At 38.4% G+C, this 26,913-nt stretch carries 29 protein-coding genes, 2 tRNA genes, 1 pseudogene and 1 riboswitch; of the genes and pseudogenes, 17 read left to right on the forward strand and 15 right to left on the reverse strand.

Going from position 1 to position 26,913, the window contains the following annotated elements:
• Positions 1 to 38: 38 nt before the first annotated feature.
• From EXE09_RS01115 to EXE09_RS01130, 4 genes are all read right to left on the reverse strand, one after another.
• Positions 39 to 806: a class I SAM-dependent methyltransferase gene (locus EXE09_RS01115; protein WP_130116057.1), complete on the reverse strand. Its 768-nt coding sequence runs from the start codon at positions 804 to 806 to the stop codon at positions 39 to 41.
• A gap of 184 nt (positions 807 to 990) precedes the next feature.
• Positions 991 to 1,066: transfer RNA gene (locus EXE09_RS01120), tRNA-Phe, on the reverse strand.
• 145 nt (positions 1,067 to 1,211) lie between these two features.
• A tRNA-Phe gene (locus EXE09_RS01125) sits at positions 1,212 to 1,287 on the reverse strand.
• Between the two features lie 205 nt (positions 1,288 to 1,492).
• Positions 1,493 to 1,870 (reverse strand): GNAT family N-acetyltransferase, encoded by a 378-nt coding sequence (locus EXE09_RS01130; RefSeq protein WP_068975027.1) that lies wholly within the window; start codon positions 1,868 to 1,870, stop codon positions 1,493 to 1,495.
• A gap of 102 nt (positions 1,871 to 1,972) precedes the next feature.
• Between EXE09_RS01130 and hisB the strand changes: the two genes are divergently transcribed.
• The 4 genes and pseudogenes from hisB to EXE09_RS01150 form a co-directional block, all read left to right on the forward strand.
• A complete protein-coding gene (hisB, locus tag EXE09_RS01135) occupies positions 1,973 to 2,566 on the forward strand; it encodes an imidazoleglycerol-phosphate dehydratase HisB (RefSeq protein WP_068975026.1) in 594 nt (197 codons plus the stop codon).
• Complete coding sequence (hisH, locus tag EXE09_RS01140; RefSeq protein WP_130116058.1) at positions 2,566 to 3,183, forward strand: imidazole glycerol phosphate synthase subunit HisH; 618 nt, start codon at positions 2,566 to 2,568, stop codon at positions 3,181 to 3,183. Before hisB ends, hisH begins: the two co-directional genes overlap by 1 nt.
• Before the next feature lie 206 nt (positions 3,184 to 3,389).
• Positions 3,390 to 3,962: a DUF805 domain-containing protein gene (locus tag EXE09_RS01145; RefSeq protein WP_068975024.1), complete on the forward strand. Its 573-nt coding sequence runs from the start codon at positions 3,390 to 3,392 to the stop codon at positions 3,960 to 3,962.
• A gap of 25 nt (positions 3,963 to 3,987) precedes the next feature.
• Positions 3,988 to 4,169 (forward strand): annotated as a pseudogene (locus tag EXE09_RS01150) (imidazole glycerol phosphate synthase subunit HisH); the annotation flags it as partial.
• Positions 4,170 to 4,211: 42 nt separating this feature from the next.
• Here EXE09_RS01150 and EXE09_RS01155 read toward each other — a convergent pair.
• On the reverse strand, positions 4,212 to 4,790 hold the full coding sequence (locus EXE09_RS01155) for a hypothetical protein (protein ID WP_068975023.1): 579 nt from the start codon (positions 4,788 to 4,790) through the stop codon (positions 4,212 to 4,214).
• 31 nt (positions 4,791 to 4,821) lie between these two features.
• Positions 4,822 to 5,232 carry a helix-turn-helix transcriptional regulator gene (locus tag EXE09_RS01160; protein ID WP_068975121.1) on the reverse strand — a complete coding sequence of 137 codons (411 nt, stop codon included), beginning with the start codon at positions 5,230 to 5,232 and terminating at the stop codon, positions 4,822 to 4,824.
• Positions 5,233 to 5,401: 169 nt separating this feature from the next.
• On the opposite strand from EXE09_RS01160, the gene EXE09_RS01165 reads away from it, so the two are divergent.
• On the forward strand, positions 5,402 to 6,058 hold the full coding sequence (locus EXE09_RS01165) for a 3'-5' exonuclease (RefSeq protein ID WP_130116059.1): 657 nt from the start codon (positions 5,402 to 5,404) through the stop codon (positions 6,056 to 6,058).
• Positions 6,059 to 6,139: 81 nt separating this feature from the next.
• Positions 6,140 to 6,871 (forward strand): 1-(5-phosphoribosyl)-5-[(5-phosphoribosylamino)methylideneamino]imidazole-4-carboxamide isomerase, encoded by a 732-nt coding sequence (hisA, locus tag EXE09_RS01170; protein ID WP_068975021.1) that lies wholly within the window; start codon positions 6,140 to 6,142, stop codon positions 6,869 to 6,871.
• Positions 6,872 to 7,295: 424 nt separating this feature from the next.
• Here the strand turns inward: hisA and EXE09_RS01175 are convergent, their stop codons facing one another.
• Entirely contained in the window at positions 7,296 to 7,589 is a 294-nt protein-coding gene (locus EXE09_RS01175) for an antibiotic biosynthesis monooxygenase family protein (RefSeq protein WP_130116060.1), read from the reverse strand.
• Positions 7,590 to 7,728: 139 nt separating this feature from the next.
• Here EXE09_RS01175 and EXE09_RS01180 point away from each other — a divergent pair, with 139 nt between their 5' ends.
• The gene (locus EXE09_RS01180; RefSeq protein WP_130116061.1) at positions 7,729 to 8,643 is read left to right on the forward strand and encodes a DMT family transporter; all 915 of its coding nucleotides are present in this window, start codon (positions 7,729 to 7,731) and stop codon (positions 8,641 to 8,643) included.
• Between the two features lie 14 nt (positions 8,644 to 8,657).
• Here EXE09_RS01180 and EXE09_RS01185 read toward each other — a convergent pair whose 3' ends face one another.
• The 4 genes from EXE09_RS01185 to EXE09_RS01200 are packed head-to-tail and all read right to left on the reverse strand — an operon-like array spanning position 8,658 to position 11,024.
• On the reverse strand, positions 8,658 to 8,960 hold the full coding sequence (locus EXE09_RS01185) for an antibiotic biosynthesis monooxygenase family protein (protein ID WP_130116062.1): 303 nt from the start codon (positions 8,958 to 8,960) through the stop codon (positions 8,658 to 8,660).
• Between the two features lie 17 nt (positions 8,961 to 8,977).
• Positions 8,978 to 9,370, reverse strand: a complete 393-nt coding sequence (locus EXE09_RS01190; RefSeq protein WP_068975017.1) for a DUF4870 family protein — start codon at positions 9,368 to 9,370, stop codon at positions 8,978 to 8,980.
• Positions 9,371 to 9,403: 33 nt separating this feature from the next.
• Positions 9,404 to 10,033: a DUF1294 domain-containing protein gene (locus tag EXE09_RS01195; protein ID WP_087552804.1), complete on the reverse strand. Its 630-nt coding sequence runs from the start codon at positions 10,031 to 10,033 to the stop codon at positions 9,404 to 9,406.
• A 40-nt stretch (positions 10,034 to 10,073) separates the two neighbouring features.
• The gene (locus EXE09_RS01200; protein WP_130116063.1) at positions 10,074 to 11,024 is read right to left on the reverse strand and encodes a homoserine kinase; all 951 of its coding nucleotides are present in this window, start codon (positions 11,022 to 11,024) and stop codon (positions 10,074 to 10,076) included.
• A 110-nt stretch (positions 11,025 to 11,134) separates the two neighbouring features.
• On the opposite strand from EXE09_RS01200, the gene hisF reads away from it, so the two are divergent.
• Together hisF and EXE09_RS01210 are read left to right on the forward strand one after the other, a co-directional pair.
• Positions 11,135 to 11,896 (forward strand): imidazole glycerol phosphate synthase subunit HisF, encoded by a 762-nt coding sequence (gene hisF, locus EXE09_RS01205; protein ID WP_213071525.1) that lies wholly within the window; start codon positions 11,135 to 11,137, stop codon positions 11,894 to 11,896.
• 416 nt (positions 11,897 to 12,312) lie between these two features.
• Positions 12,313 to 12,672, forward strand: coding sequence for a tetratricopeptide repeat protein (locus tag EXE09_RS01210; RefSeq protein WP_228257128.1), 360 nt, complete (start codon positions 12,313 to 12,315; stop codon positions 12,670 to 12,672).
• A 39-nt stretch (positions 12,673 to 12,711) separates the two neighbouring features.
• On the opposite strand, the gene ettA is transcribed toward EXE09_RS01210, so the two are convergent.
• Positions 12,712 to 14,373, reverse strand: coding sequence for an energy-dependent translational throttle protein EttA (gene ettA / locus EXE09_RS01215; protein ID WP_068975012.1), 1,662 nt, complete (start codon positions 14,371 to 14,373; stop codon positions 12,712 to 12,714).
• 451 nt (positions 14,374 to 14,824) lie between these two features.
• Between ettA and EXE09_RS01220 the strand changes: the two genes are divergently transcribed.
• On the forward strand, positions 14,825 to 16,102 hold the full coding sequence (locus EXE09_RS01220; protein ID WP_130116065.1) for an O-acetylhomoserine aminocarboxypropyltransferase/cysteine synthase family protein: 1,278 nt from the start codon (positions 14,825 to 14,827) through the stop codon (positions 16,100 to 16,102).
• A 72-nt stretch (positions 16,103 to 16,174) separates the two neighbouring features.
• Here EXE09_RS01220 and EXE09_RS01225 read toward each other — a convergent pair whose 3' ends face one another.
• Both EXE09_RS01225 and phoU read right to left on the reverse strand, forming a co-directional pair.
• On the reverse strand, positions 16,175 to 16,702 hold the full coding sequence (locus EXE09_RS01225) for a hypothetical protein (protein ID WP_130116066.1): 528 nt from the start codon (positions 16,700 to 16,702) through the stop codon (positions 16,175 to 16,177).
• 235 nt (positions 16,703 to 16,937) lie between these two features.
• Positions 16,938 to 17,660: a phosphate signaling complex protein PhoU gene (gene phoU, locus EXE09_RS01230; RefSeq protein WP_068975009.1), complete on the reverse strand. Its 723-nt coding sequence runs from the start codon at positions 17,658 to 17,660 to the stop codon at positions 16,938 to 16,940.
• Between the two features lie 394 nt (positions 17,661 to 18,054).
• Here phoU and EXE09_RS01235 point away from each other — a divergent pair, with 394 nt between their 5' ends.
• The 7 genes from EXE09_RS01235 (at position 18,055) to gluQRS (ending at position 25,637) form a co-directional block, all read left to right on the forward strand.
• Positions 18,055 to 19,128, forward strand: coding sequence for a hypothetical protein (locus EXE09_RS01235; protein ID WP_130116067.1), 1,074 nt, complete (start codon positions 18,055 to 18,057; stop codon positions 19,126 to 19,128).
• 66 nt (positions 19,129 to 19,194) lie between these two features.
• The gene (locus EXE09_RS01240; RefSeq protein ID WP_130116068.1) at positions 19,195 to 20,229 is read left to right on the forward strand and encodes a hypothetical protein; all 1,035 of its coding nucleotides are present in this window, start codon (positions 19,195 to 19,197) and stop codon (positions 20,227 to 20,229) included.
• 60 nt (positions 20,230 to 20,289) lie between these two features.
• Positions 20,290 to 20,399: riboswitch (TPP riboswitch) on the forward strand.
• A gap of 144 nt (positions 20,400 to 20,543) precedes the next feature.
• Positions 20,544 to 22,439, forward strand: coding sequence for a phosphomethylpyrimidine synthase ThiC (gene thiC / locus EXE09_RS01245; protein WP_130116069.1), 1,896 nt, complete (start codon positions 20,544 to 20,546; stop codon positions 22,437 to 22,439).
• Positions 22,440 to 22,514: 75 nt separating this feature from the next.
• A complete protein-coding gene (locus EXE09_RS01250; protein WP_130112051.1) occupies positions 22,515 to 23,135 on the forward strand; it encodes an NUDIX domain-containing protein in 621 nt (206 codons plus the stop codon).
• A gap of 9 nt (positions 23,136 to 23,144) precedes the next feature.
• Positions 23,145 to 23,960, forward strand: coding sequence for a 3',5'-cyclic-AMP phosphodiesterase (gene cpdA, locus EXE09_RS01255; protein ID WP_130116070.1), 816 nt, complete (start codon positions 23,145 to 23,147; stop codon positions 23,958 to 23,960).
• A gap of 208 nt (positions 23,961 to 24,168) precedes the next feature.
• Complete coding sequence (gene dksA, locus EXE09_RS01260) at positions 24,169 to 24,696, forward strand: RNA polymerase-binding protein DksA (RefSeq protein WP_068975004.1); 528 nt, start codon at positions 24,169 to 24,171, stop codon at positions 24,694 to 24,696.
• Positions 24,697 to 24,698: 2 nt separating this feature from the next.
• Positions 24,699 to 25,637, forward strand: coding sequence for a tRNA glutamyl-Q(34) synthetase GluQRS (gene gluQRS, locus EXE09_RS01265; protein WP_130116071.1), 939 nt, complete (start codon positions 24,699 to 24,701; stop codon positions 25,635 to 25,637).
• A 69-nt stretch (positions 25,638 to 25,706) separates the two neighbouring features.
• Here the strand turns inward: gluQRS and ftsW are convergent, their stop codons facing one another.
• Positions 25,707 to 26,903, reverse strand: a complete 1,197-nt coding sequence (gene ftsW / locus EXE09_RS01270; RefSeq protein ID WP_068975003.1) for a putative lipid II flippase FtsW — start codon at positions 26,901 to 26,903, stop codon at positions 25,707 to 25,709.
• Positions 26,904 to 26,913: the final 10 nt, after the last annotated feature.

Below are 26,913 nucleotides of genomic sequence, written 5' to 3' on the forward strand. Positions count from 1 at the left end.
ATATATCTTGTAATCCAAGATAAAATTCGATACTTATTCTATTTTTTCATAAAGCGTCTTTTCTTCACTTGCTTCAGTTTTCCTACTCTGAGGAAAACCGGAAATTCTAAAATCAAATCCTCATGCGCTTCTGTCAACACTTCAGCCAATGCCACCAAAGGATGATCCAGACTTGGATTTTTCTCACAATAATGTTTCACCGCTGACCATGTCGATAAATATTTCAATAATTGTGCTGCTGTCCATTGATACTGCATTTTAAATGCAGGGATCTGTATTTCTTCAAATGGGAAGGGAATGGTCTGATATTCTTCATCGATAAAGCGACGTTCAGCATCCCAATAACCATTAAGTTGCTCACAATATAACCTTTGAACCAAAGCATTGACTGCTTGATTTTCAACTTGAATCAAACCATAGCCGATGACCGCTAAAACACCATCGGGTTTTAAAGTACGGCAGACTTCACGATAAAATGCATCAAAATCAAACCAATGAATCGCTTGCGCAACCGTAATCAAGTCAAATCCTAGTGCAGGAAATGTGGTTTTTTCCGAAGCTTGAACTTGATAGCTGACATTGTCAAAATATGGTGCATGTTGTAATTGTTGCGCACTAATATCTGTTGCAACAATATGATCAAAATAAGGGGCTAAAAGCTGAGTGAATTGTCCAGAGCCCGCACCACAATCCCACGCAAAACCACGTGCAGGAACATGATTTAAAATTTCCTGAATAACTTCTGGCGGATAACTGGGTCGAGCTTGCTGATAAAGCTGACTACCCGATGAAAATAAATCTTTCATTGTTTTTATAGCTATCTATTGTTCTGAATAAGATTATATTTTACGACATTCACAAAGTTCAATAACCTATTTTGTAAGACAATCCATTTACCTCATCAAAGCTTATTCGCTGATCCACGGCTTTATCTGATCTTAAAAAACAGGCAATAAAAAACCCCAAACAATGTTTGAGGTTTTTTGAATATGGTGGCGAGACCCAGGATCGAACTGGGGACACACGGATTTTCAATCCGTTGCTCTACCTACTGAGCTATCACGCCGATGCGGTGTATTAAGCCGTATCTCAGTGCAATAGTCAATATAAATCATGACTTTTTTACGCAACTTGATTCGAGTGGGTGTTTTTTACCCAAAAAAAAATCCCTGATGGGATCAGGGATTGAAATCTTGAAAATTTTTTAAATATGGTGGCGAGACCCAGGATCGAACTGGGGACACACGGATTTTCAATCCGTTGCTCTACCTACTGAGCTATCACGCCGATGGGGCGTATTAAACAATTTAATGCTTTTGTCGTCAAGCATAGAACTCCTTTAAAATGATCAATAGTTTATTTTTAAAGCAAAAGTAGCGAATTTATTTTAAATACAACGATTTTCTGTGTTTATTTTCAACAATCCTGTTATCCAATGATAAAAAAAGCAGCCTATTTAGACTGCTTAAAAACATCAGTTTGAGTAAATCAATTAAATTTTACCCAAATGTGCCAAACAACGGTGGATTGCTCCACAGCCAGGCTCAAATGTTTTCACACCTTTCTCTTCTTCAATTCGACAAACTTCTTCTACTAAGCGTTCAGCAACACCACGTCCACGGTTTGCAGGATGAACCACAATGTTTTCTAAAACTTTGCTTTCTCCCTGTCCCGTACACCATAATGCACCTATTACTTTGGTATTAAATTCTGCGACATAAAGTAGGGTATAATGTGTTAAGTTTTGCTCAAGTTGTTCTATGGCATCTTTACCATCCCCAAATTCGGGACTGGTGTCATATAATCGCTCAAGCTGCTCGCGAACTTCTTGATTCTCTATTGAAGTTTTAGCATGTACGGTAATAGGCATTGATTAACCCTCCTGAGCAATCTAATATGCAGTGACTTTCGTCAAAGCGAAACATCTTTACATCAAACTTTTAATTTTTGACGTTTTTTGAGGAACGTGTCTATGGCGCAACGTATCAGTGAAGTAGTAAGAAACACCAACGAAACTAAAATACGTGTTCGTGTGAATCTTGACGGTACTGGTCAAGGCACGCTGAACACCGGTGTTCCATTTTTAGACCATATGATTGATCAAATCAAGCGTCATGGACTGTTTGATATTGATATTCACTGCGATGGTGACCTGGAAATCGATGATCACCACACGGTTGAGGACTGCGGTATCACTTTAGGACAGGCTTTCGCTCAGGCTTTAGGCGATAAAAAAGGTCTGCGCCGTTATGGTCATTTCTATGCACCGCTTGATGAATCTTTAAGCCGCGTGGTAGTGGATCTGTCTGGTCGTCCTGGTCTGTTCATGGATATTCCGTTTACCCGTGCCATGATCGGTCGTTTTGATGTGGATTTATTCTCAGAATTCTTCCAAGGCTTTGTCAATCATGCACTCATGACTTTACACATCGACAATTTAAAAGGTAAAAATAGCCACCACCAAATTGAAAGTGTGTTTAAAGCATTTGCACGTGCGCTTCGTATGGCATGCGAAATCGACCCTCGTGCTGAGAATACTGTTGCATCTACCAAAGGAACATTGTAATGACCCGTATTGCCCTTCTTGACTATGGCATGGGAAATCTTCACTCAGCAGCCAAAGCACTAGAACATGTCGGTGCAACGGTTGATGTGACCAATGATCCAAAGCTGATTGCTCAAGCAGATAAAATCGTATTTCCGGGCGTAGGTGCTATGCGTGACTGTATCCAAGGGATGCGTGAAGCAGGCATTGATGAAGTCATTCGCAATGCAGCATTCAACAAGCCTGTACTTGCGATCTGTGTCGGCATGCAAGCTTTGCTTCAAACATCTGAAGAAAATGGTGGTACTGAAGCACTGGGGATTTTTGAAGGCTCAGTAAAACATTTTCCTGAAATCGAAAATTTAAAAGTACCGCACATGGGCTGGAATCAAGTGCATCAAGCTGATCCAAGCCATCCAATGTGGAAAGACATTGAGCAAGATGCGCGTTTCTACTTCGTACATAGTTATTATGTAGAACCGAAAGATACAAACTTAGTGGCAGCGACTTGTGATTATGGCTTAGAGTTTTGTACAGCAATTCATAAAGAAAACCTGTTTGCGACGCAATTCCACCCTGAGAAAAGTCATACAGCAGGTTTACAGTTGCTAAAAAACTTTGTGGAATGGGATATTTAATCCACTTATAAAATTTAAAACTGCATAAAAACCAAGTTCTTCAAGGGCTTGGTTTTTTATTATTTACGCTTTAAATCCATTTTTCGTAGATTCATTGATCATTTTTCATTAAAATTGGCACAATTCAAACTTGCTTTGAACCTTCATTCAAAATCTTAAATTAAAAATACAAGCACTAAAAACAATTTTAGGAATCAATAAAAATAATGTTCTCGCTCAAAACAACTTTAAGCAAATTCAGCACGCCTTTGTCGAATAACAGTCATCAACCTTTTAACTTTTCAGGTCGTTTCGGACGTCTATCCTATATTGCTTGGACAATGCTTCTCAGTATTTCCACCATCATCTTGGATATCTATCTAAGCTTCAAACTCTTTAATATTCAGATCGGTGAAAATGAAACACCCACACATCCCAGTTTATTAGAAGCATTTTTGATATTTGTGCTGTTTATTTTCACCCTATATACGTTTTTTATTTTTACCATCCGAAGACTTCATGATTTAAATCGTTCAGGTTGGTTCAGTATTTTACTCCTCGTTCCTGTGATACAAATATTCTTATTCTGCTATCTACTTTTATTTAATGGATCTCGTCAATCCAATAGCTATGGTGAACCAAGAACAACACCGACTTGGGAAAAAGTGATTGCTCTGCTCTCAATCATTTGTATTCCATTACTCGTCATATTCTGTGTTTATATTTTGCATATATCACCTCCAAATCAGCCAATCATTGAATTTGAAGGCTCTCAGAGTGTTGTCTCACAGCATCGCTAGTCTTTAAGCGACAATACACCTTCCAAAGCTCTACTTCGTGCATCGTTATTATGTAAAACCGAAAGATACAAACTTAGTGGCAGCAACCTGTGATTATTGCTTAGAGTTTTGTACAGCGATTCATAAAGAAAACCTATTTTCCATCCTAAGAAAAGTCATACAGCAGGTTTACAGTTGCTAAAAAACTTTGTGGAATGGGATATTTAAAGTTAAAAGTGATTCTGATTTAATATAATCAGAATCATTAAATTATTTCAGACCTTTAACAAAGTTATAAGATAATGTTTTTTCAACATATAAAGTTGCATATGCAATAATCGTATAAACTACCAACATCAAAATTAAGAAAACATCAACTGCTAAGACATTAATTTCAGTAAATAATTTAATATATCCAAATCCTAACATCAGAATAGCGTTAATTAATAAAATTAAAGAACTAGCTCCCGAAGCAATTGAACTAAAAGCCATTATTATAAAAGTTCTATAGCTATATCTTTGTAATCCTTTTTTCTCTGCAATACTCACAAGTATCATAAATATTAAAAAAGCGATCCCCATGAAAACTATTATCCATCCATTACTCGGAATATAAGCATTGATAAAGTTTAATATAGAATTAGCTTTTTCTAAGTTTAGATCACTATTTTCTATTTGTTGCATAAGTATTTCATTATCTGTTTTACTAAGCACATCACTTTTTTTATTTAAAAATCCATCAATTAATCCCCCCAATTTCGAAGAAATAAAAATTAGAAAGAATAGGGTGTATAAAAGATATGTAAACATATAACATAAAAATTCTTTTACTCTCATTAATACAGGCATTTAACTTTATCCACTTTTATTATTTTCATCATTACTCTGTCTGTACAAAACCACCTTCCAATGGCTCAACCGTAATTTTAATATCTGCTTTTAAATTTAAAGCGGCATAACGATCTTTAATTTCTCCCATCAACTGCTCCATCGTCGCTTGGCTTAAATCCACCTCAGATGCCACATAAGCTTTATTGACCAAATCCGCTTGGTCTTGTTGTGTTTGTTGTTTTGATTCACTATTCCAACGCTCGGTCATACCCACCAAACGGGCTAATTCAATTAAGCTTTGTGCACTCGATGGCGTTGAATTTTGCAACCACTTGGTCATTGTGCCTTTCGACGTTTCTAGAATATTGACGACATCACTGGCTTTAATATTTTTATCCTGAATCAGTTGTTTTAAGCGTTTTGCACCCTCAATCAAAAGATCATCATCTTTATCAGCCATTACAACTATTCCTTTATTTTCATCCCACAAAATTACCATCTTTTCACCAAAGTTTGTTATAACAATATGGTTAAATTTTTCTGTGCTTTTATATGAGCTTTTATCTCAATTCAAACACAGTATTTAGATTGTAGATATGAGATCTGCATGAAAGTTTAGGGAAAAATTTGTGAACGACCAAGCTCAACATCTGCCAAGTAAAGAACAAATTCTGACTTTCCCACGCTTTCAAAATTTAGCTTTAGACAAAATCATAGTGATTAACCAATTAAAACAATGCCAAACCATCGAGACTGAGCTAAAAACAGCTGCACTACTCGGTTTTGATACGGAATCCAAACCAACATTTAACAAAGGTGAAGTTCAAACTGGCCCACACTTAATCCAATTGGCAACGGCTGAAAAAGCATACCTCTTTCAGGTTTCACCTGATATTTTAGATTTTTTAAAACCCATTTTCGAAAATCCCGATCAAATCAAAGTTGGATTCGGTTTAAAAAATGATGCACATTTATTTCGTAAAAAAGGCATTGAACTGAACAGTGTAATTGAACTTTCAAAATGCTTTGGCAGTTTTGGACTCAATAATCCTGTAGGGATTAAAAATGCCATCGCGCTGTTATTTCAAATGAATTTTCCTAAAAGTAAATCGGTAAGTACCTCAAATTGGGCACGTAAAAGCTTGACCATTCCACAAATCGAATATGCGGCTGCCGATGCTTATGCACCTGTACTGATTTTTGAAGAATTACTCCGTTTAGGGCTAATTCCACACGATATTCCCAATACATCGCTTAAATTAAGAATTCGTCCCAATAAAAGCTAAAACTATCACTTAGAAATTGATCAATATTTTGCTAAGATTGCACCCAATAAATTTTGATGAGATTAGGCAAGGAGCGAAAGCATGCTGATCATCCCTGCAATTGACCTGAAAGATGGCAAATGTGTCCGTTTAAAACAAGGTCGTATGGAAGACGATACCGTATTTTCTGATGATCCTGTGGCAACTGCACAGCATTGGGTAAATGAAGGCGCTCGTCGTTTGCATTTGGTTGATTTAAATGGTGCTTTCGCAGGTACGCCAATCCATAAGCCTGTGGTTGAAGCGATTGCCAAAGCACAACCAGATCTACCAATTCAAATCGGTGGTGGTATTCGTTCACTTGAAACAATTGAACATTACTTAGATGCTGGTGTGTCTTTTGTCATTATTGGCACAAAAGCGGTTAAAGAACCTGAATTTGTTGAAGAAGCGTGTAAGAAATTTGCAGGTCATATCATTGTTGGCATCGATGCGATCAATGGCATGGTAGCAACCGATGGTTGGGCAAATGTGACTGACGTTAAAGCAACTGATTTAGCTAAACGCTTTGCTGATGCAGGTGTTTCAAGCATCGTTTATACCGACATCGCGCGTGATGGCATGATGCAAGGTGTGAATATTGAGCAAACTGTGCATCTTGCTGAATACTCAGGTCTTCCAGTGATTGCTTCAGGTGGTGTAACCAATTTAGATGATGTGCGTAACTTAAAAGGCAAACATGGCATTTTAGGTGCAATCACAGGTCGTGCAATTTATGAAGGCACATTAAATCTTCGTGAAGCGCAATTATTATTGGATGAGCAAGGTCTTTAAGACTTGTAAATCTAAAAGTTAAAATAGAAAGAGAACTTGATGTTCTCTTTTTTATTATCCGAAAATAAATAATGTGAGTTTAAAGCTAGATTCTTCCTAAAATTTGATACGCGAAGAAGTCCTTCGCAATTGTTTGAGGCAGGACTCAACTTAAAAGTTAATGTTTTTGCGATTATTTTTATATTATTCGGTATTTGACGAGTTCTGCGAAGGACAATGGTTTTGGTTACTTTTGCCAAAACAAAAGTAACTCGAACCTGAACAAGTTAAAAGCACTGCTTTAACGAAGCGCAAGACGCAGTGGTTAATCCTAATATACGAACAAGACCGATAAGACTCCGTCACAATGAAGCTTTCAACCAACCTTACCCTATTGAAATTATTAAAATAGCTCACAGAACTCTGGTTAATTAAACCGTGATTTCTAAACCAATGTATTTTCAAAATGTTGCATGCTAATTCTTTCTGCTAAAAATGGTTTCATGGCTAAAAACCAATGTTTAAATTCTTCAGTTTTCATAAATACATCGGTATGTGCTTCAAGACTGGTCCAATAAATTTGTAAAATATACTGTTGTTTATTTTCAATACCACGAATCAATTTGAATTTTTCACACGCATCTGCATGACGAAAAATATCAGACAATTCATAAAATTTCTTTTCAAAAGCACTTTCTTGCCCTTCGACAATATGAAATACAGCTTGCTCGATCACCATCGCTTATTTTCCTTCTCTCTGTATCCAATACAATTATAGCGGTAATGCTGTGACATTTTAATGATGTTGTTCTTGCACAAATTCAACATAAATATTCTGCTTGGCGTAAAATGCCCTCGCCTTTCATCGTTATATATTTATGTCACCAGTTTCTCAATCTATTTTAAGTGCAAAAGCACCTCAAATTGCGCTCATCCTGATTACCATCATTTGGGGTGGCAGTTTTCTAACCGTGCAATATGGTCTGAATTTTAGTAGCCCGATCATGTTTGTCGCTTTTCGATTTATGGCAGCGGCAATTGCTGTGAGCTTGATCTCTTGGAAATACTTAAAAGACTTTAATCACCAAGAATTTATCGCAGGTGCTTTAATTGGCTTGGTGATTGCGATTGGCTATGGTACACAAACAGTTGGACTACAAACGATTAGCAGTAGTGAATCTGCTTTTTTAACCGCTTTATATGTACCCTTAGTGCCTATTTTATTGTGGGGCATATTTCGACAAAAGCCTTCTATCATGACATGGCTCGGGGTTGTACTTGCCTTTATTGGGCTGGTGTTTTTAACAGGCAATGGTTTCAGCCAAATTCATTTAAATTATGGTCAAATCCTGACTTTATTGGGTTCAATTGCGATTGCACTGGAAATTATTTTGATTAGTTATTTTGCAGGTAAGGTCAACGTTCGACGTGTCACTGTTATTCAATTGGCTTTTGCCTCGCTATTCTGTTTTATCCTCACACCGTTTTTAGGTGAAACTCAATTACCCAATTTTCAATGGCAACTCATCGCGGTACTATGTGGCTTAGGCATTGCCAGTGCATGTATTCAGTTAGTGATGAACTGGGCACAACAATCCGTGGATTCGGCTCAAGCTGCAATTATCTACGCAGGTGAACCTGTATGGGCAGCACTATTTGGTAGAATTGCAGGAGAACGCTTGCCAATCATTGCGCTATTTGGAGGTTTACTGGTGGTTTTAGGTGTGATTGTCAGTGAATGGAAGCCAAAGTTTTTAAAGAAACCTAAGCGTCTAAATAATCAATCTACATAGCACATCTCTAAATCTTATTTCTTCAATGTTATACATGATTGATAATATTCAACTGTTGGCATTGGGTCATAAAATGGATGAAGTAATGCTTTCCATTGCTGATATTCCGCTGACTTACGAAAACCTTCTGTATGATCTTCAAGCGCGTTCCACACCACCATTAAAATATAGCGGTGCTCATCCTGAATATTCTTTAGCAATTGAACTTCATTAAAACCATTCGAAACACTGATAAATGCTGTCGCCTTTTGAAAAGCTTGCTCAAATGCCTGACTTTGCTCGGGCTTGATCTTTAAATGAACATGTTCAATGATCATAACAATGACTCTAGGATTTAAATAGGCAAAGCTTGATCATCATTCAAAGCAATAATGCCTCGAATCGCACGATACACAATCCATATCCACGAAATAAATAAAACAGCAACACAAAATATTGTTGCAGCAAATGCAACACCTGCAAAGGCATTGGGATTATCTAGAGTAAAAAATAAAAAGAGATAAGGTACAAATGCCAAAACAGTCCAAATGAGATACCACCAAAAGGTACGAATTTGCCATTTAAAATGACTTTCAAAAATCGTACCACGTACAGAATCCAACTTCACGTAGTTGATGATCAACGCAATCACAGCAAGAATTCCCGCTGAAAAAATTGCCACGATGTACAAGATATATAAAATCAAGGTCAGTGATTTACTATTATTGGAATTGCTATAATTGTTCATGCTCACTCCCGATTTGTTGCATGCTTTTCCACTTTAAATTTTAAATACATTTAAAGGCGAAATAAGCCATAAAATCAATAAAATATTAAAAAATATAGTACAGAAATAAATCTTTCTAAAAGGTTGTTTTTGTGTTTTATGTCGTAAACGTTGTTGCGCCAACCATGCAGCGGGCCACCCCCCTAAGAATGATAAAACATGTAGAGTATTTTCAGGGACACGTCTTTGCCCATTTTGAGCAGACTCTTTATCTTGCGCATAGAACCAATAAGTCATCACATTGATAATACTTACAAAAAGTAAAACCATACCATTTAAAAAACCACTTACCGATAGGATTGCCAAAGCCACAATGTATACAACACACAGGATCTGCATCGGTTGTAACTTACTTGTCGATTGTGCATTTGATTTTTTAGCAGGTCGCGTTGATTTGGATACAGTCTGACTGGCTTTTAAATAGGTGACTTGCTTGGCTTTGTATCGTCCCTGCCCATCAAGTTGCACTACATATTCCAATGCACAGCCCACGATTGGACGTGGACCTTTTTGCGCAAAGTCTTTGATATGCAGGAACACGCGACCTTTGGATTCATCATTGGGCTGAATAAAGCCATAACCTTTATCATCCAACCATTCCACTAAACGACCTTGATCACGCATGTTCTACCCTACACATTGATATTATTTAAGCAACTACAAATTAAGCAGTTACAAATTTAAGTCTTTCAACCAGCATATTACGCATTTCTAAAGGATTTTTCTGCAAAATATCATCACCAGTGCGTCCTTCAGCAGCATTCATCTGTGCCACTTGCAAACGCATCATCCAGAAACGTCCCGCTGCCATTGCCAAATACAATTCCAAGCACGCTTTTTCATCTGCGGTTAATGGGCGAATCGAAGTATACGCATTTAAAAAAGCCATCGCTTTTTCTTCATTCAAAGTCACTTCCGGATATTCAGTACAGAAGTCATTTAAGGTAATCGCAATATCAAACAATAACTCATCACGATTCAACTCATAAAAATCTAAGATCCCTTTGAGCTGATTCCCCTCAAACAAAGTATTGTCACGGAATAAATCTGAATGAATAAAACCCTTTGGACGATCTGGATACATCATGGTTAAAGCTTCATAGAGTCCCAACAAATTGTTTAATAATGCAGTATCCGCAACATCTAAAGTCGGTTTAATTTGTCGAGCAACGTTATACCAATAGGCATGATCACGTGCAGATTTTCGTTGTAGTGGAAAGTCTTGTAAAGCAATGTGCATTTTGGCTTGGGCAATGGCGATCTGCTCTACTTGCTCAACGGTCGATGGCATCGGGTGTTTACCTGACATGCGTGGGGCAATTTGAGCAGGCTTGTCTTTTAAAATTTGAATATATTGACCATCACATTTGAGTGGAACAGGAACTGGTAAACCTTGCTCACCTAGACGTTCCAATACAGGAATAATTTCTCCTGCACCTTGCGCATCCATATTTTCAAACAGTGTCAAAACAAACTGTGTCCCATCCGCACAGACCAAAAAATAGTTGGTATTTTGAATACCGCCTTGAATCGGATTCAGCTCAATCACCTCCAATCCATAAGGTGCTGCGAAAGCTTGAACTTCCTGTAAACTCAAAGTGGTATAAACCGACATACAAAACCTGCGAAAAAACTTACATAAGTTTGATAGAATACCCTCTCTCAGGTTTTAGGTGTAGCACCTAGATCGCTCAGATTGATAATCGGCTGTTATTTTTGGAAAAAATTATGCTTGCTAAACGTATTATTCCTTGCCTAGACGTTGATAATGGTCGTGTGGTGAAAGGTGTTCAATTCCTTGATATTCGTGATGCAGGCGATCCTGTTGAAGTTGCACGTCGCTACAATGAGCAAGGTGCTGACGAAATTACCTTTTTAGACATTACTGCGACATCAAATGGTCGTGATACCACCTATCGCACAGTTGAGCGCATGGCAGAAAGCGTATTTGTTCCATTAACTGTCGGTGGCGGTGTACGTAAAGTTGAAGATATTCGCATGTTGCTTAATGCAGGCGCAGATAAAGTCAGCATCAACTCAGCAGCCGTATTTAATCCTGAATTTGTGCAAGAAGCTTCACAACGCTTTGGCGCACAATGTATTGTGGTTGCAATTGATGCGAAAAAAACAGGCGAGAATAAGTGGGAAATTTTCACCCACGGCGGTCGTAAACCAACAGGCATTGATGCGATTGAATGGGCTGTGAAAATGGCTGACTTCGGTGCTGGTGAGTTACTTGTCACGTCAATGGATGCTGATGGAACTAAAGCAGGCTATGACATTGGTTTAATGCGTCAAATCAATGATCGTGTGACCATCCCAACGATTGCATCAGGTGGTGTCGGCAATTTACAACATTTAGCAGATGGTATTTTACAAGGTGGGGCAGATGCAGTATTGGCTGCTTCTATTTTCCACTTTGGTCAATATACCATTCCTGAAGCGAAAAAATATTTAGCAGAACAAGGCATTGAAATGCGCTTATAAGTTGTTCTCGATCAAAATAGATACTAAAGAGTGTTTTATGACACTCTTTTTTATTGGATAAGTTAAATACAGTTTCTATTGAATAACGCTTTCAACTAAATATCTCAAAAACATCATTGAAGTTATTTTCAAATAACTTCTTACAATTAAATTCAAAGGAAAATTTATATTAAAAACATAAAAATAGTGACAAATATCACAACAATAAAACATAAAACCAAATAGATAGCATAATTTCCTTAAAAAATACTCACAGAAAAAGTGTTTCTACTTTTTTAATTGATCATCATCAAAAATCACTATTATCAGGTATTTTAAATTTCATTTAATTAAATTAGTCTTCAATAAATGCTTTATGGTCAATAGAGTAAAAACAAATGGATTTAATAAAAATAATACGGAGGCTTAGAAGCTCAGTGATAGAACATTTCCATCGCCCAGAGCGAGCTCATGTCTTCAATCTATCTGAATCCATGCATATTTACCATCGTGCTACAGGCTATGAGCATTTAGCACTCAACCGACTTTATGAAATTAATTTTGATTCAAAATTTAATGATCAGATCCATAAATGTCAACGTAATGCCATTTGGTATTTTTTACATGCTGCCTTAAAAGGCTATAGCACTGCACAATATAAACTCGGCATGCTTTATTTACAGGGACAGCTCGGTTTAGATGCAAATAAAGCCACTGCACAAAAATGGTTATTATTGGCAGCCAATCAAGGGCACGTAGATGCTCAAAACCAACTAGAACGTCTTTATCAGCAATAAAAAAAACCAGCTCGTAAGCTGGTTTTTATTTAGATGTAATTAAACACCAATTTTGCGGTATTTTTGACGCTTCGTAACAAGGTCATCACCATCACGTTTTTGACGGTATGCTTCAAATTCAGCATAGTTACCCGTAAAGAATTCTGGTGTTTCACCTTCAAATGACAAGATGTGCGTTGCAATACGGTCAAGGAACCAACGGTCATGCGAGATCACCATCACAGTACCTGGGAATACAAGAATTGCATCCTCAAGTGCACGTAAAGTTTCGATATCCAAGTCGTTCGATGGCTCATCCAGTAAGATCACGTTCGCGCCCATTTGCAGGATTTTCGCAAGTTGTAAACGGTTACGCTCACCACCAGACAATTGACCTACACGCTTTTGTTGATCTTGACCTTTAAAGTTAAAGCGACCGATATAGGCACGTGATGCAATTTCGTATTCGCCAATCTTTAAGATATCTAAACCGCCAGAAACTTCTTCCCAAACTGTTTTGTTGTTATCCAAAGTGTCACGGATCTGACCGACATAAGCGACTTTAACCGACTCACCAAGCACTACAGTACCTGTATCTGGTTGTTGTTCGCCCGTCATCATACGGAATAGTGTCGTTTTACCTGCACCGTTCTCACCGACAATACCGACAATCGCAGCAGGTGGTACAACAAATGATAAATCTTTATAAAGCGTACGATCACCAAACGATTTGCTGATGCCTTCAACTTCTACAACCTTGTTCCCTAGACGTGGACCAGGTGGAATGTAGATTTCAGACGTTTCATTACGCTGTTGGAATTCACGTGAGTTAAGCTCTTCAAAACGCTCCATACGCGCTTTGTTTTTCTTTTGCTGACCTTTCGCATTTGAACGAACCCATTCAAGTTCTTTTTTCAATGCTTTAGCAAAAGATTCTTCTTGCTTATTCTCTTGTTCTAAACGAGCATTTTTCTGCTCTAACCAAGAAGAATAGTTACCTTGATATGGAATACCCATACCACGGTCAAGCTCAAGAATCCATTCCGCCACGTTATCCAAGAAATAACGGTCATGCGTAATCGCAACGATTGTACCTGGGAAGTCTTTCAAGAAGCGCTCTAACCAAGATACAGATGATGCATCTAAATGGTTCGTTGGTTCGTCAAGAAGCAACATGTCTGGTTTAGACAATAATAAACGGCACAGTGCTACACGACGACGCTCACCACCAGATAGCTTAGAAACATCAGCATCCCAAGCAGGTAAATTCAACGCAGCAGCAGCTTGATCCATTTGGTTGACAATATTATGTGCATCCCAAGCATGGATAATTGCTTCTAACTTCTCTTGTTCTTTTGCAAGCGCGTCAAAGTCAGCATCTTCTGCTGCATATTCAGCAAATACTTCGTCAAGGCGTGCCAAAGCATCCAATGGTTCACGTAAACCATCTTCAACGTTACCACGAACGTCTTTTGTTTCATCTAGAGGAGGTTCTTGCTCTAGATAACCGATTTTAATACCGGGTTGCGCACGCGCTTCACCAGAGAAATCTTTATCTACGCCAGCCATAATACGGAGTAAGGTCGATTTACCTGCACCGTTTAAACCAAGCACACCAATTTTCGCACCTGGAAAGAATGATAAAGAGATGTCTTTTAAGATTTCGCGCTTCGGCGGAACCATTTTCGACACACGGTTCATCGTGTAAATATATTGGGCCACGTAGGACTCCTCTATAAAGAATAAAAGTCCGCAAAATGCGAACAACAAATAAATAGCTAAATGGTACTAATTATACGCTGAAATGAGATACATTTGTTTAGAATCATCCAATTTGTATGAGTTATTTTTACGCGTCTTTATTAAACACAGGTTAATTGGATTTTTTGATCATCGCACATTCATTATTTCGTTATTTAAACTGTTTTTTGCATATCTTACAGCACTTTAATCTATTCAAATTGATTCCATCACATAAAATCACAATAACAACTGTTGTTATTCTCAGACACATTTAACCTGTAAACACTGATAAATAAACGCTTTTCACTATTCAGTGAATTAAAACCATCTATATGAAATTTTTAGATAAATATTAATTATTTTTGCGCTTTATTTCATATTCATAAATGCTAAACTGATTTTAAATTTAACTCACGAAGATGACGTAACTATGACGTATAAGGATGAAACGCTCGCCATTCATGCAGGTTATTCGCCTGAAGCCACCACCAAAGCTGTGGCTGTGCCGATTTACCAAACCACCTCTTATGCTTTTGATGATACCCAACATGGTGCAGACCTGTTTGACCTCAAAGTTCAGGGCAATATCTATACCCGTATCATGAACCCAACAACTGCTGTATTAGAACAGCGTTTAGCAGCGCTTGAGGGTGGCATTGGTGCATTGGCTTTAGCATCAGGCATGTCAGCAATCACCTATTCGATTCAAACCATTGCTGAAGCGGGTGACAATATCGTTTCTGTTTCTACTCTGTATGGTGGCACATATAACTTATTTGCCCACACTTTACCGAAGCAAGGTATTGAAGTGCGTTTCTTTGATTATCAGCAACCTGAAAGCTTACGTGATCTGATTGATGATAAAACCAAATTGGTCTTTGTTGAGTCTATCGGTAATCCACTCGGTAATATCATTGATCTTGAAGCGATTTCAAAAATTGCTCATGAATATGGCGTACCTGTGATCGTAGACAATACCGTTGCAACCCCTGCTCTGCTTAAACCTTTCGAGCATGGTGCAGACATCGTGGTGCACTCATTGACCAAATATATTGGCGGTCATGGTAATTCGATTGGCGGTGCAATCGTGGATAGCGGTAAATTCCCTTGGGGGAAATATCCTGAACGGTTTAAAGTATTGAATACTCCTGATCCGAGCTATCACGGTGTGAATTATGTGGAAGCTTTGGGTGAAGCTGCCTATATCGCACGTGCACGCGTCGTGCCTTTGCGTAATACAGGTGCTGCGATCAGCCCACTTAGCGTGTTCTTGATTTTGCAAGGTTTAGAGACTTTGAATTTGCGTATGGAACGTCACACTGAAAATGCGCAAAAAGTGGCGGAATATTTAAAAGCCCATCCAAAAGTAAAATGGGTGAATTACGCAGGCTTAAAAGATCATCCACAACATGCTTTGGCACAAAAATATGTCAAAGGCAAACCATCAGGAATCTTATCTTTTGGCGTACAAGATGGTCGTGAAGGCGGTACACGCTTTATTGATGCCTTACAACTTTTCACTCGTCTAGTGAATATTGGTGATGCAAAAAGTTTGGCATGTCATCCTGCAACAACTACACATCGTCAGCTCAATGAAGAAGAGCTGAAATCAGCAGGTGTCAGCATTGATATGGTGCGTTTATCTGTCGGCATCGAACACATTGATGATTTGATTGCAGATTTGGAACAAGCTTTGGCTCAAGTTTAAGCAACTGATTTAAAAATGTATTTATAAATTAAAAGCCAGTTATTCTGGCTTTTAATTTTTCTAAAGATCAGCCTAAATTTCTTCTTCAAACCAATGTATCGTTGCGGTTTGCTCAACAGAAAGATCACCAAAATAAGGCGCTATACAAATTTGAAAATGAATCGCATCTTCATCAAATTCCTCTACCGAGTCTGCATCATCTTTTTCAAATAGATTACTCACTGTGACCTGATACAAACCATTGGCGAGTTCAACAAATAACTGTTGATTATCCTTACTCGGAATGCGTTCATCCACAAATTGAGCAGCCATGGTTAAGTCTGTGTAATTACTGAGATATAATTTTTGATTGCTAACTTGAATCAACTGTTTGAATTGATGCTGACCTTCTAACAGGTTTACATCCTGAATCACTTCAATATTCCAAACACCACCGCCCCATTCATTGGTTTGCCATAGGATTAAGTGCTGTTGTTGAATTTGTTTTTTGAAATGCTCAATCAATTGCTCAAATTGCCAATCCTCATCTACAAAAGTTTGGTATCGCTCATTATTTACAATAGCAAAAAAGCCATCTTCATCTGAAATCGTCAATTTCATAAAATAAAACACCCTATATATTTTGTTATTGCTTATTGATTCATATCAATTTTATGTATTATTTTTATCATAATCATAGCGATGTGGTCGCATTTTCTACAGACTTATTATAGAAACGCTACACAATACTTAAAGTTTATTACTTACTGTAAAATTTAAATCAATCATAAAAAAAGACCTAAATTTAGGTCTTTTTCAATATTCTATATGCTGCTAGATTCAATATGCTGAAAACTTATTTACTTTGAACTTTTTGTTCAATTTCTTCAACACTGGTATGACGTACATCAAAACCTTTCGCCATATAAATCACTTGTTCAGAAATATTACGTGCATGATCGCCAATACGCTCTAAAGAACGTAATACCCACATCACATTGATGACACGGCTAATATGGCGAGGATCTTCGATCATATAAGTCATCAAAGTACGTGTTGCCGACTGATACTCACGATCAATATCCGCATCGGCTAAAAGTACTTTCAGCGCTTGTTCCGCATCTACACGTGCAAACGCATCCAAAGCATCATGAATCATCACACGCACTTGGTTACCGATATGACGTGTTTCCATATAGCCACGTGGTGACTCACCTTCTTCACATAAGGTTTGCGCGATACGGGCAATTTTCGCAGCCTCATCACCAATACGCTCTAAATCGGTATTGGCTTTACTCATGGCAATCACCATACGTAAATCAATTGCGGCAGGATGACGACGTGCAAGAATCAGCGTTAAAGCTTCGTCAATTTCACGTTCATAGCGATTGACTGTATTGTCTTGAAATTGTACATCAATCGCTAAGTTCGCATTGGTATCTAATAAAGCATGTACAGCATTTGCCACTTGTTGCTCGACCAAGCCACCCATGGTCATAAATTTGGTATTCACATCCTGCAAATCTTCATTGAATTGAGAAGAAATGTGATGATTTAATACAGGATTACTTGGGCTCAAAGCAGATACTCCACAGACTACAACGCATTTTTTATTAGGCTTACTATTAAACCATATCAATTATGAATCTTTTATGACAATGGGTTTTCTTTTAGATGAATTTTAAATTCACTTTAGATAAAACCAAATCAATCCAGTCGTTCCAAAACAGTGTTGATTTTAGTTTTAAGCATTCTTCCATCTCAAAGTGCTTAGTTAAAATCTGTTGTTATACACTTTGTTCTGGAAATCTGTATTGAACCAATATATTGATCAAATTTCTTTAAAAAAATACGACTTTTCGCTAAAACCGTAACGATTCATTATCAGAAAACTACAAAACATTTCATTCATTTAGAATCTTTTCAGCGACAATACTCTCGTTCTCCACTCGGTTTTTGTTAATGCCTGATAGATGAAATTTCCACGCGATATTACCCGTTTTTTGCTCTGTAGCTTACTCATTGTATTGAGTGGGATTGTAGTTGTCGCGTGTCAAAAACCTGCTGCGGATATTGTACATGAATCCAAAAAACCTCAAGCTGAAACAAAGCCTATTCCCGATTTAACCCAAATTTGCCAAAACTTAAAAAAGGAAATGCTTGCGATTAATGCACAAAGAACAACTTTGGCGATTGAGCAAGTCAATCAAGATATACGTATGTGCTTACCGCTCATGAAGCCTACTGAGCAAAAGGAGTTAATGGCTTTATCAAAAAAAATGTATCAACAATTTTTGCACATTGAGCGCAGTTCCGAACAACAGCAAGCATTTGAAAATTATGTTTTAGATCAAACGACCTATCCAACCATTCAACAAAGTCAATTTGAGCAACTGCATGTTCGAGATCAATATTTATTACGTCATAAAGGTCAGGCATATATTGAATTGATTGAGCAAGCAGATAATAAAATTGTCTATCGTCGTAGCCCTCAATATTTGGCAAAAGTTTTTGCGCCCTATTTGTCTAGTTCAGATAAACTTTTTATTGAAAGTCTAGCGGATCAAAACACCCAACCATTGTTTAAAAATAATAAATTAAATATTGATGCGATCGAAATTGCCAAACGTGCTCAATTTTGGCAGAACTATGTACAAAACTCCCCAGACAGCACTTACATAAGAGATGCTGTATTTTTAAGAAATACCTATAGTAGTCTATTATTTTTAGGTTCAGAAGCATCTCCGATTGCCATTAATTTTGAATCACCTGCAGATATTGATGTGGCAAATTGGTCTGTGATTGAACAGCTTGCTAAAAATGAAGATGGAGAACTTTCTAAACAAGCTAAAAAATTTGTTCAATTCGTCAATATGAGTGCTGAACAGAGGCTAGAAAAAATTCAACTGAGTACAAAAGAACAAAATAAACTTGCTGACCATCCTCAAGGTTTAGCTTTATCTCAAATCAATCAGTATTTAAATTTAACGCCGATCAATCTAAAACAAACCAAGAAAGATTGTTTTAGTGACGCTGTTTGTACTTAGGCTTGTTTTGACGTTTTATTTTTATTAGGCTTAACGCCAAATTAAACTGATAACAAAAGCAATTTTATGAATCTATTTCAAAACACACTGGCGGTGACGGCTATTTTCAGTTGTCTGACTTTGAGTGCTTGTCATCAAAAAAACAACTCCACAGAACAACAATCTAAATCACAAGAAAAAACTCAGCCCACACCGACCAAAGCACTGAATTGTTTTTCCGATACCAAAGATATTTTATCCAAAATTGACCAAAAAAGCTCGATTCAACAACTGACTGCTGCCAATACTGCCCTCAAAAAATGTGTCCCTGAATTGAATCATGCACAAATTTATCAGTTAATTGATCATTCTCATTTGATGTATCAACGCTTTTTAACCACCACTTCAGGTGATGAGGCAATGCAGGGCTTAAACGCCTATGGTTATGCAAAAGATTATCCTAAAAATGCGCAAGATTTAGGGCAAGGCGATGCTGCAACCATCAAAAAAACTTTGCCACAACGCGATCAATATTTAATGGACCAAGTCGGAAAACAATACATCCAATTTTTAGATATTGGTGAGGGCTATTTTGAGCTGAAACAGCATCCGCAATATGCAGTAGATATGTTCACAGCGTATTTACCTAAAGATGAAGCTGTGTTTATACAACGCATGGCAAAAGACAATGCAAATATTTTATATTCAGATTCAGCGATTGCGATTTCAGGTCAAGCGCTTGCTGAACGTGCATTATTTTGGGAAAACTATATTAAGCAGTATCCAAAGAGTAAGTACCGTAAAGATGCAGAATTATTATTCAATGAATACAAATATCTCATCTTTATCGGTTCGGAAAATTCACCAGCATTTAGCTTCTACAACCATCGCTTTACCATTCAACCAGACACCCAACAAGCACTGGATTGGCTCGAGACACAACCTGATACACAACTTGTTCTCAGTGCACAATTTTATCGTGAAGCATTAGCAGAACCTGCACCAAAGTTAAATGATGAACAAGACTCCTTTAATTTTATCAAACAATACATGAGCTTAGAATCTCGCAATGATCAACGTGATTGTCATCATCACGTTTTATGTGAAGACATCTCTTACTAATCCATTTACTACCCCATTGAATAGAGATGTTTTTATCGACATCTCATGATAGTATCGTGACATCGCTTGACGGAGCGCGAGTATTTCCTCGCTGAGATCATCTAATGAAGATGAGTACCGTTGAACCTGATCAGGTTAAAACCTGCGTAGGAATCAAGCCAGTCTAAAAACAGAACGCTCCATATTTAGCTATTTTTGTAGAAATACCTTTTATTCACTCCATAAAACTGTGAATAAATGCCAGATAATAGACTAAATCGCCATCGTTTTTGGTCGTGCTTGATTCGTTGATGTCATTCATAAGGATCATTGCAATGAACCAATTAACGAATCTATCCCCTGTTGATCAACTCGCTCAACACGAACAAGAAGCTAAAGATCTCACTCGAATTTTACCCGCATCTAAAAAAGTCTATATCCAAGGTTCACGCCCAGATATTCAAGTGCCGATGCGTGAAATTGAACTCACAGACACCCCGACAGGCTTAGGCGGTGAAAAAAATCCACCAATCATGGTCTATGATACTTCTGGCGTGTATACCGATCCGAATGTAGAAATTGATCTGAATAAAGGTTTACCGAATGTCCGTGAGACATGGATTGCGGAACGTGAAGATACTGAACGCTTAGACACACTCACTTCTGCTTTTGGTCAAGAACGTTTAAAAGATATTCGTACTGCTGAAATTCGTTTCGCCCACATTCAAAAACCACGTCGTGCCAAAACAGGCAAAAACGTCTCGCAAATGCATTATGCCAAACAAGGCATCATTACCCCTGAAATGGAATACATCGCGATTCGTGAAAACCAACGCCAGCGTGAAGGCGTCGATATGCGTCAACATGCAGGACAGAATTTTGGCGCACGCAATCTAATGGAAATCACGCCTGAATTTGTCCGTAAAGAAGTGGCTGAAGGTCGTGCCATTATCCCTGCCAACATTAACCATCCTGAATGCGAACCGATGATTATTGGGCGTAACTTCCTAGTAAAAATCAATGCCAATATCGGCAACTCTGCACTCGGCTCTTCGATTGATGAAGAAGTATCGAAAATGACGTGGGCAACCCGTTGGGGCGCAGATACGATCATGGATTTGTCGACAGGTAAAAATATCCATGAAACCCGTGAATGGATTATCCGTAACTCACCAGTGCCAATTGGTACTGTTCCGATTTACCAAGCTTTAGAAAAAGTCGATGGTGTCGCAGAAGATTTAACATGGGAAATTTTCAAAGACACGTTGATCGAACAAGCTGAACAAGGCGTGGATTATTTTACCATTCATGCAGGCGTGTTATTGCGTTATGTGCCGATGACCGCCAACCGTTTAACAGGGATTGTGTCGCGTGGCGGTTCAATCATGGCGCAGTGGTGTTTAGCTCATCACGAAGAAAACTTCCTGTATACCCATTTCGATGAAATCTGTGAAATCATGAAAGCCTATGATGTGTCTTTCAGTCTGGGGGATGGTTTACGTCCAGGCTGTATCCAGGATGCCAATGATGAAGCTCAGTTCTCTGAACTGCGTACTTTAGGTGAATTAACCCATCGTGCGTGGGAACATGATGTACAGGTGATGATCGAAGGACCGGGACATGTGCCAATGCACATGGTCAAAGAAAATATGGACCTGCAACTGGAAGTCTGTCAGGAAGCACCATTCTACACACTTGGCCCTCTCACCACAGATATTGCACCAGGTTATGACCATATTACCTCTGCAATTGGTGCAGCGATGATCGGTTGGTACGGTACAGCCATGCTTTGCTATGTCACACCAAAAGAGCATCTGGGCTTACCGAATAAAAAAGACGTGAAAGACGGCATTATCACCTATAAAATTGCAGCACATGCGGCAGATCTTGCTAAAGGTCATCCAGGTGCGCAAGTGCGTGATAATGCCCTGTCCAAAGCACGTTTTGAGTTCCGTTGGGAAGATCAATTCAATCTGAGTTTAGATCCAGACACTGCACGCTCAATGCATGATGAAACCATGCCCAAAGAAGCGCACAAGTCAGCGCACTTCTGTTCAATGTGTGGTCCTAAGTTCTGTTCTATGAAAATCACTCAGAATGTGCGAGATTATGCACAAAATCAACAGAATGCAGGACATTCTATAAATGCTGAATCCGTTATAGAAGATGGTCTCAAAACCATGAAAACCGTTTATCAGGAACATGGGCAAAAGTTGTACCATAAAGTGTAAAGACTAAAAAAACTATTGCCTTTCAATATTTCTCAGTTAGGATGAAATGAATATGTTTCATCTTAACTACTTCATATGAGCATTATTCAGCAAGCAACCTACACCCATCACGATGTAGACATTCAATCCCGAGAACATGTTTTTAAAGGCTTTGTTCAGGTTGAAAAAGTGAGCTTGCGACATCGACTATTTAATCAAACAGAATATACACCTGTCATCCATCGTGAGTTGATTCGTCGCAAAGAAGCTGCTGGCGTGTTAATTTACAATGATCAACAACAAAAGTTTGCATTGATTGAACAATTCCGTGTCGGTGCAATGAACGACTCTATTTCACCTTGGCAACTTGAAATTATTGCAGGTGTTTTAGATGGGGATGAATCGCCAGAGACCTGTATTCGTCGAGAAAGCCTCGAGGAATCAGGATGTGAATTAGATCATGTTGAACTGTTATTTAGCTTTTATCCATCTGCAGGAGCATGTGATGAAATTTTCCATCTTTATGTCGCTCAAGCAGAACTGCCAGAAGAAGGTGGAATCTTTGGCATGCCAGATGAAGGTGAAAACATCAAACTACATATTATTCACTATATTGATTTAAATTTATTATTACAAAGTGACCGTTTACGAAATGCACCTGTGATCATGGCTTTACAATGGTTAAAGCAACATTTGCATACTGTAGAGAATGTCTAGGGGAAAGACATGAACGCAGAGAAATTACAACTGACCGAATTTCATAAAGATAGAGTGATTATCCAAATTACGGATACACACCTCATGGATCGACCTGAAGCTGAATTTGTCGGGATTAATCCTGAGGAAAACTTTCATGCTGTTATGGACGATATCAAACAACAATATCCTCATATTGATGCGATTGTACATACAGGCGATCTTGCGCAGGCAGCTTTTCCTGAAACCTATGACCGTTACATCAATTATATGAAAGCATTTGGTGTCGATTTTTATCATATTCCGGGCAATCACGATAACTTGCGTTTTTTCCCTTTTCATACACCAGAACCTAGCCCTGCCGTAGTCAGTATTGGACAATGGCGCATCATTTTACTCAATAGTGCGGTGAGTGGGCAGACGGATGGCCGTATTCAAAATGAGCAATTGCTTGAATTGAAAAAAATCTTAGCACAATTACAAGATTGTTTTGTCATCATCGCTTGCCATCACAATCCTTTTGAAATGAGGTCAAAATGGTTAGATCAGCATAAATTAAAAAATGCCGATGAACTCAAAGCCGTGCTTGAACCATTTCAAAATATCAAGGCATTGATTCATGGTCATGTCCATCAAGAATCCTTCAATGAGTGGAATGGGATTCCCTTTATTTCAACACCTGCAACATGTGTGCAATTTAAGCCTTTGAGCCAAGAATTTGCATTTGACCAAATTGCTCCTGGTTACCGTTGCTTACATTTAAAAGCTTCTGGTGAATTTGAGACAGTTGTGCACCGTTTAAAAAATTTTAAAGTTACAATTAATGAAGAAATTTCAGGTTACTAGCTTTTCATTTTGTTTTTTTTCCATTAAGTTATTCGTCCGATAAGATATGCAGAAAGTCGAATTAGGGGCTAGGTGACTTTCATCTTTGTAAAAAAATCTATATGATGACGCCCCCAATAGATCCGTTCTATTGGTAGTGATAAAAAAACTTGCATATCACCATATTTTTTGCGTATAGATAGTACGTATATGATGAGGAATGCCCTTTATGGCGAATGACAACCAAAATCAAGTATTGGACGAACAAGTTGATCTTGTAGATGACAAGTCTGCAAAACGTACGCGTAAAACCAAGCCAAAGACAACTGAAGGTGGATCTACAGCAAGTCTATTTGGCATCGAGCCTTATCAGCCTAAGAAAAATGAAGAATACATGTCTGAGGGGCAACTCGAGCATTTCCGCAAAATCTTATTGGCGTGGAAAGCAGAATTGATGTCTGAAGTAGACCGTACTCTAAACACCATGCAAGACGAATCTTCATCTTTGCCTGATGTAAATGACCGCGCGACACAAGAAGAAGAATTTGCAATCGAACTGCGCACCCGTGACCGTGAACGTAAACTCATTCGTAAAATTGAGCAATCAATTGAAACGATTAAAAATGATGATTACGGTTTCTGTGAAACGTGTGGTATCGAAATCGGTTTACGCCGCTTAGAAGCGCGTCCAACTGCAACTTTATGTATCGACTGTAAAACACTTGCAGAGATCAAAGAGAAGCAAAATAACGGTTAATTGTGACTGTTAATGATATCTCAGCCAAGCACAGCTTGGCTCTTGCGCAGCGGCAAAGCGATGCTTTGCTTAATCGCTGCTCATATAAGGGACGGTTCGCTCCATCGCCAACCGGCCCTTTGCATTTTGGATCACTAATCACTGCGGTTGCTAGCTATTGCGATGCCAAAGCACACAACGGTCAATGGATCGTTCGTATCGAAGACACCGATATTCCTCGAATCTATCCCAATAGTGAACAACACATTCTGCAATGCTTAGAAGCATTTGAATTTGAATCTGATGTTGAAATCATTTATCAACGTCAACGCTTAGACATCTACGAATCGGTTATTGAACAACTCCAACACAAAAATTTAGTCTATGCATGTGAATGCACCCGAAAAATGCTCGGTTCAAATCATATTTATGCAGGGACTTGTCGAGAGAAACATTTAGATTTTCAAGACCAAGCTATTCGTGTCAAAGTCGATGATCAATTGATTTGTTTTGAAGATCGCTTACAAGGTCAACATTGTTCTAATCTTCAACATGACTTAGGTGATTTCGTTTTAAAACGACGTGATGGCATTATCAACTATCAACTGGCTGTAGTTGTCGATGATTACCTGCAAGGCATGACCCATGTAGTACGTGGTGCAGACTTACTGGATAATACTGAACGACAAATATGGCTTGGACAATGTCTGAGCTATCCTCCACTGGAATATATGCATTTACCACTCGCCATGAATGACCAAGGGCAAAAACTATCAAAACAGAACCTTGCTCAAGCCATTGATCCTCAACATGCCCCAGAATTGCTTTTACAAGCGATCACAGCGCTTGGGCAAGCACCTGTTGATCTTGATCAACCAAATCAAATGCTTGCTCAAGCAAGCGCACAATGGGATATTTCACGTATTCCAAAAGGGACTGAGATTCCTGCAATTTATAAATAAATTTTCCCATTAAAAAAAGCCATTTGCGAACAAATGGCTTTTACATTTTCTACGTCTAATCACTAAAAATTAGAAACTAGACTCTTCTCGTGATGGATTGGCAACTTTGGTCGATGCATCAATTTTTAAGATTAAACTAATCATCACCGCACACATAATCAAAGATGAACCGCCATAACTAATAAATGGTAAAGTCAAACCTTTGGTTGGGAGCATCCCCATATTCATTCCTGCATTCACCAAAATTTGTAGCAAGAAAATGATACTGATGCCATAAGCCAAATAGCCTGCACGTAAATATTGATGATTCAACGCACGCTGACCAATTTTAATACAGCTAATCACCATCGCAAAAGACAAAACTAAAACGGTGCTAATCCCGAAAAAGCCAAACTCCTCACCAAGAATTGCCAACATGAAGTCGGTATGCGCCTCTGGAAGATAAGACATTTTCTGAATACTATGCCCGAGTCCAACTCCAAACCATTCACCACGCCCAAATGCCATCAATGCATTGGACAACTGATAGCCTGACCCTAGAGGATCTGCCCATGGGTTTGAGAATGACATCAAACGCTCATAGCGATAAGGTTCAAATACAATTAAAAAAACAAATGCAATCAGAATCGCCCCAAAAGCAAAACCGAATTGAATCATCGGTGCGCCAGCCAAGAAGAATACACCCAGCATGGAAACTGCAATCACCACAGTAGCCCCTAAATCAGGTTCGGCAATAATTAGCCCCACCGTCAATAGCATCACCACACCCAGTCGAATCAAACCTTTAACATTATTTCGAACTTCTTCAGCACGGCGTACAACATAATCCGCAGTAAAAATCGTCATCATCACTTTGGCGACTTCGGTTGCCTGTAATGTAAAACCACCGACCCGTATCCAACGGGTAGAACCATTAACTTCGGTTCCCACCAGCAACACTGCAAGCAATAATCCTATCGTGATTAACCACAAAGGGAATGTATTATTAAACCAAATATTTAAAGATACCCGATAAGTAATCACTGCTGCGACCAGTGCAACGACGATTGAAATTGCATGACGAATCACGTAATGGAATTCATTTTCATGCATTCTTTCTGCATAAGGCATAGAGGCCGAAGCCACCATCACCGTACCAATACATAACAGCGAAATCACACAGAAAATAAGTACATTCCGTGGGGTAATTTCCGCTGGCACTTTAGGCAGCCAGCGGTCATAAACTTGATTAATTTTACTTATAGTCGTCTGAGCTAACCCAGCCATACTTACATTC

The organism is Acinetobacter sp. WCHAc060025 (assembly GCF_004209355.1).
GTDB lineage: Bacteria > Pseudomonadota > Gammaproteobacteria > Pseudomonadales > Moraxellaceae > Acinetobacter > Acinetobacter wuhouensis.

Coding starts and splice junctions, on each gene's coding strand:
- hisB (WP_068975026.1), top strand. CDS start 1,973: ATGGCGCAACGTATCAGTGAAGTAGTAAGAAACACCAACGAAACTAAA.
- EXE09_RS01185 (WP_130116062.1), bottom strand. CDS start 8,960: ATGATCATTGAACATGTTCATTTAAAGATCAAGCCCGAGCAAAGTCAG.
- EXE09_RS01240 (WP_130116068.1), top strand. CDS start 19,195: ATGAATCTATTTCAAAACACACTGGCGGTGACGGCTATTTTCAGTTGT.
- EXE09_RS01195 (WP_087552804.1), bottom strand. CDS start 10,033: ATGCGTGATCAAGGTCGTTTAGTGGAATGGTTGGATGATAAAGGTTAT.
- hisA (WP_068975021.1), top strand. CDS start 6,140: ATGCTGATCATCCCTGCAATTGACCTGAAAGATGGCAAATGTGTCCGT.
- EXE09_RS01250 (WP_130112051.1), top strand. CDS start 22,515: ATGAGCATTATTCAGCAAGCAACCTACACCCATCACGATGTAGACATT.
- EXE09_RS01225 (WP_130116066.1), bottom strand. CDS start 16,702: ATGAAATTGACGATTTCAGATGAAGATGGCTTTTTTGCTATTGTAAAT.
- EXE09_RS01200 (WP_130116063.1), bottom strand. CDS start 11,024: ATGTCGGTTTATACCACTTTGAGTTTACAGGAAGTTCAAGCTTTCGCA.
- thiC (WP_130116069.1), top strand. CDS start 20,544: ATGAACCAATTAACGAATCTATCCCCTGTTGATCAACTCGCTCAACAC.
- EXE09_RS01155 (WP_068975023.1), bottom strand. CDS start 4,790: ATGCCTGTATTAATGAGAGTAAAAGAATTTTTATGTTATATGTTTACA.
- EXE09_RS01130 (WP_068975027.1), bottom strand. CDS start 1,870: ATGCCTATTACCGTACATGCTAAAACTTCAATAGAGAATCAAGAAGTT.
- EXE09_RS01145 (WP_068975024.1), top strand. CDS start 3,390: ATGTTCTCGCTCAAAACAACTTTAAGCAAATTCAGCACGCCTTTGTCG.
- EXE09_RS01115 (WP_130116057.1), bottom strand. CDS start 806: ATGAAAGATTTATTTTCATCGGGTAGTCAGCTTTATCAGCAAGCTCGA.
- EXE09_RS01235 (WP_130116067.1), top strand. CDS start 18,055: ATGAAATTTCCACGCGATATTACCCGTTTTTTGCTCTGTAGCTTACTC.
- EXE09_RS01180 (WP_130116061.1), top strand. CDS start 7,729: ATGTCACCAGTTTCTCAATCTATTTTAAGTGCAAAAGCACCTCAAATT.
- dksA (WP_068975004.1), top strand. CDS start 24,169: ATGGCGAATGACAACCAAAATCAAGTATTGGACGAACAAGTTGATCTT.
- EXE09_RS01160 (WP_068975121.1), bottom strand. CDS start 5,232: ATGGCTGATAAAGATGATGATCTTTTGATTGAGGGTGCAAAACGCTTA.
- EXE09_RS01175 (WP_130116060.1), bottom strand. CDS start 7,589: ATGGTGATCGAGCAAGCTGTATTTCATATTGTCGAAGGGCAAGAAAGT.
- EXE09_RS01190 (WP_068975017.1), bottom strand. CDS start 9,370: ATGAACAATTATAGCAATTCCAATAATAGTAAATCACTGACCTTGATT.
- EXE09_RS01220 (WP_130116065.1), top strand. CDS start 14,825: ATGACGTATAAGGATGAAACGCTCGCCATTCATGCAGGTTATTCGCCT.
- ftsW (WP_068975003.1), bottom strand. CDS start 26,903: ATGGCTGGGTTAGCTCAGACGACTATAAGTAAAATTAATCAAGTTTAT.
- cpdA (WP_130116070.1), top strand. CDS start 23,145: ATGAACGCAGAGAAATTACAACTGACCGAATTTCATAAAGATAGAGTG.
- hisH (WP_130116058.1), top strand. CDS start 2,566: ATGACCCGTATTGCCCTTCTTGACTATGGCATGGGAAATCTTCACTCA.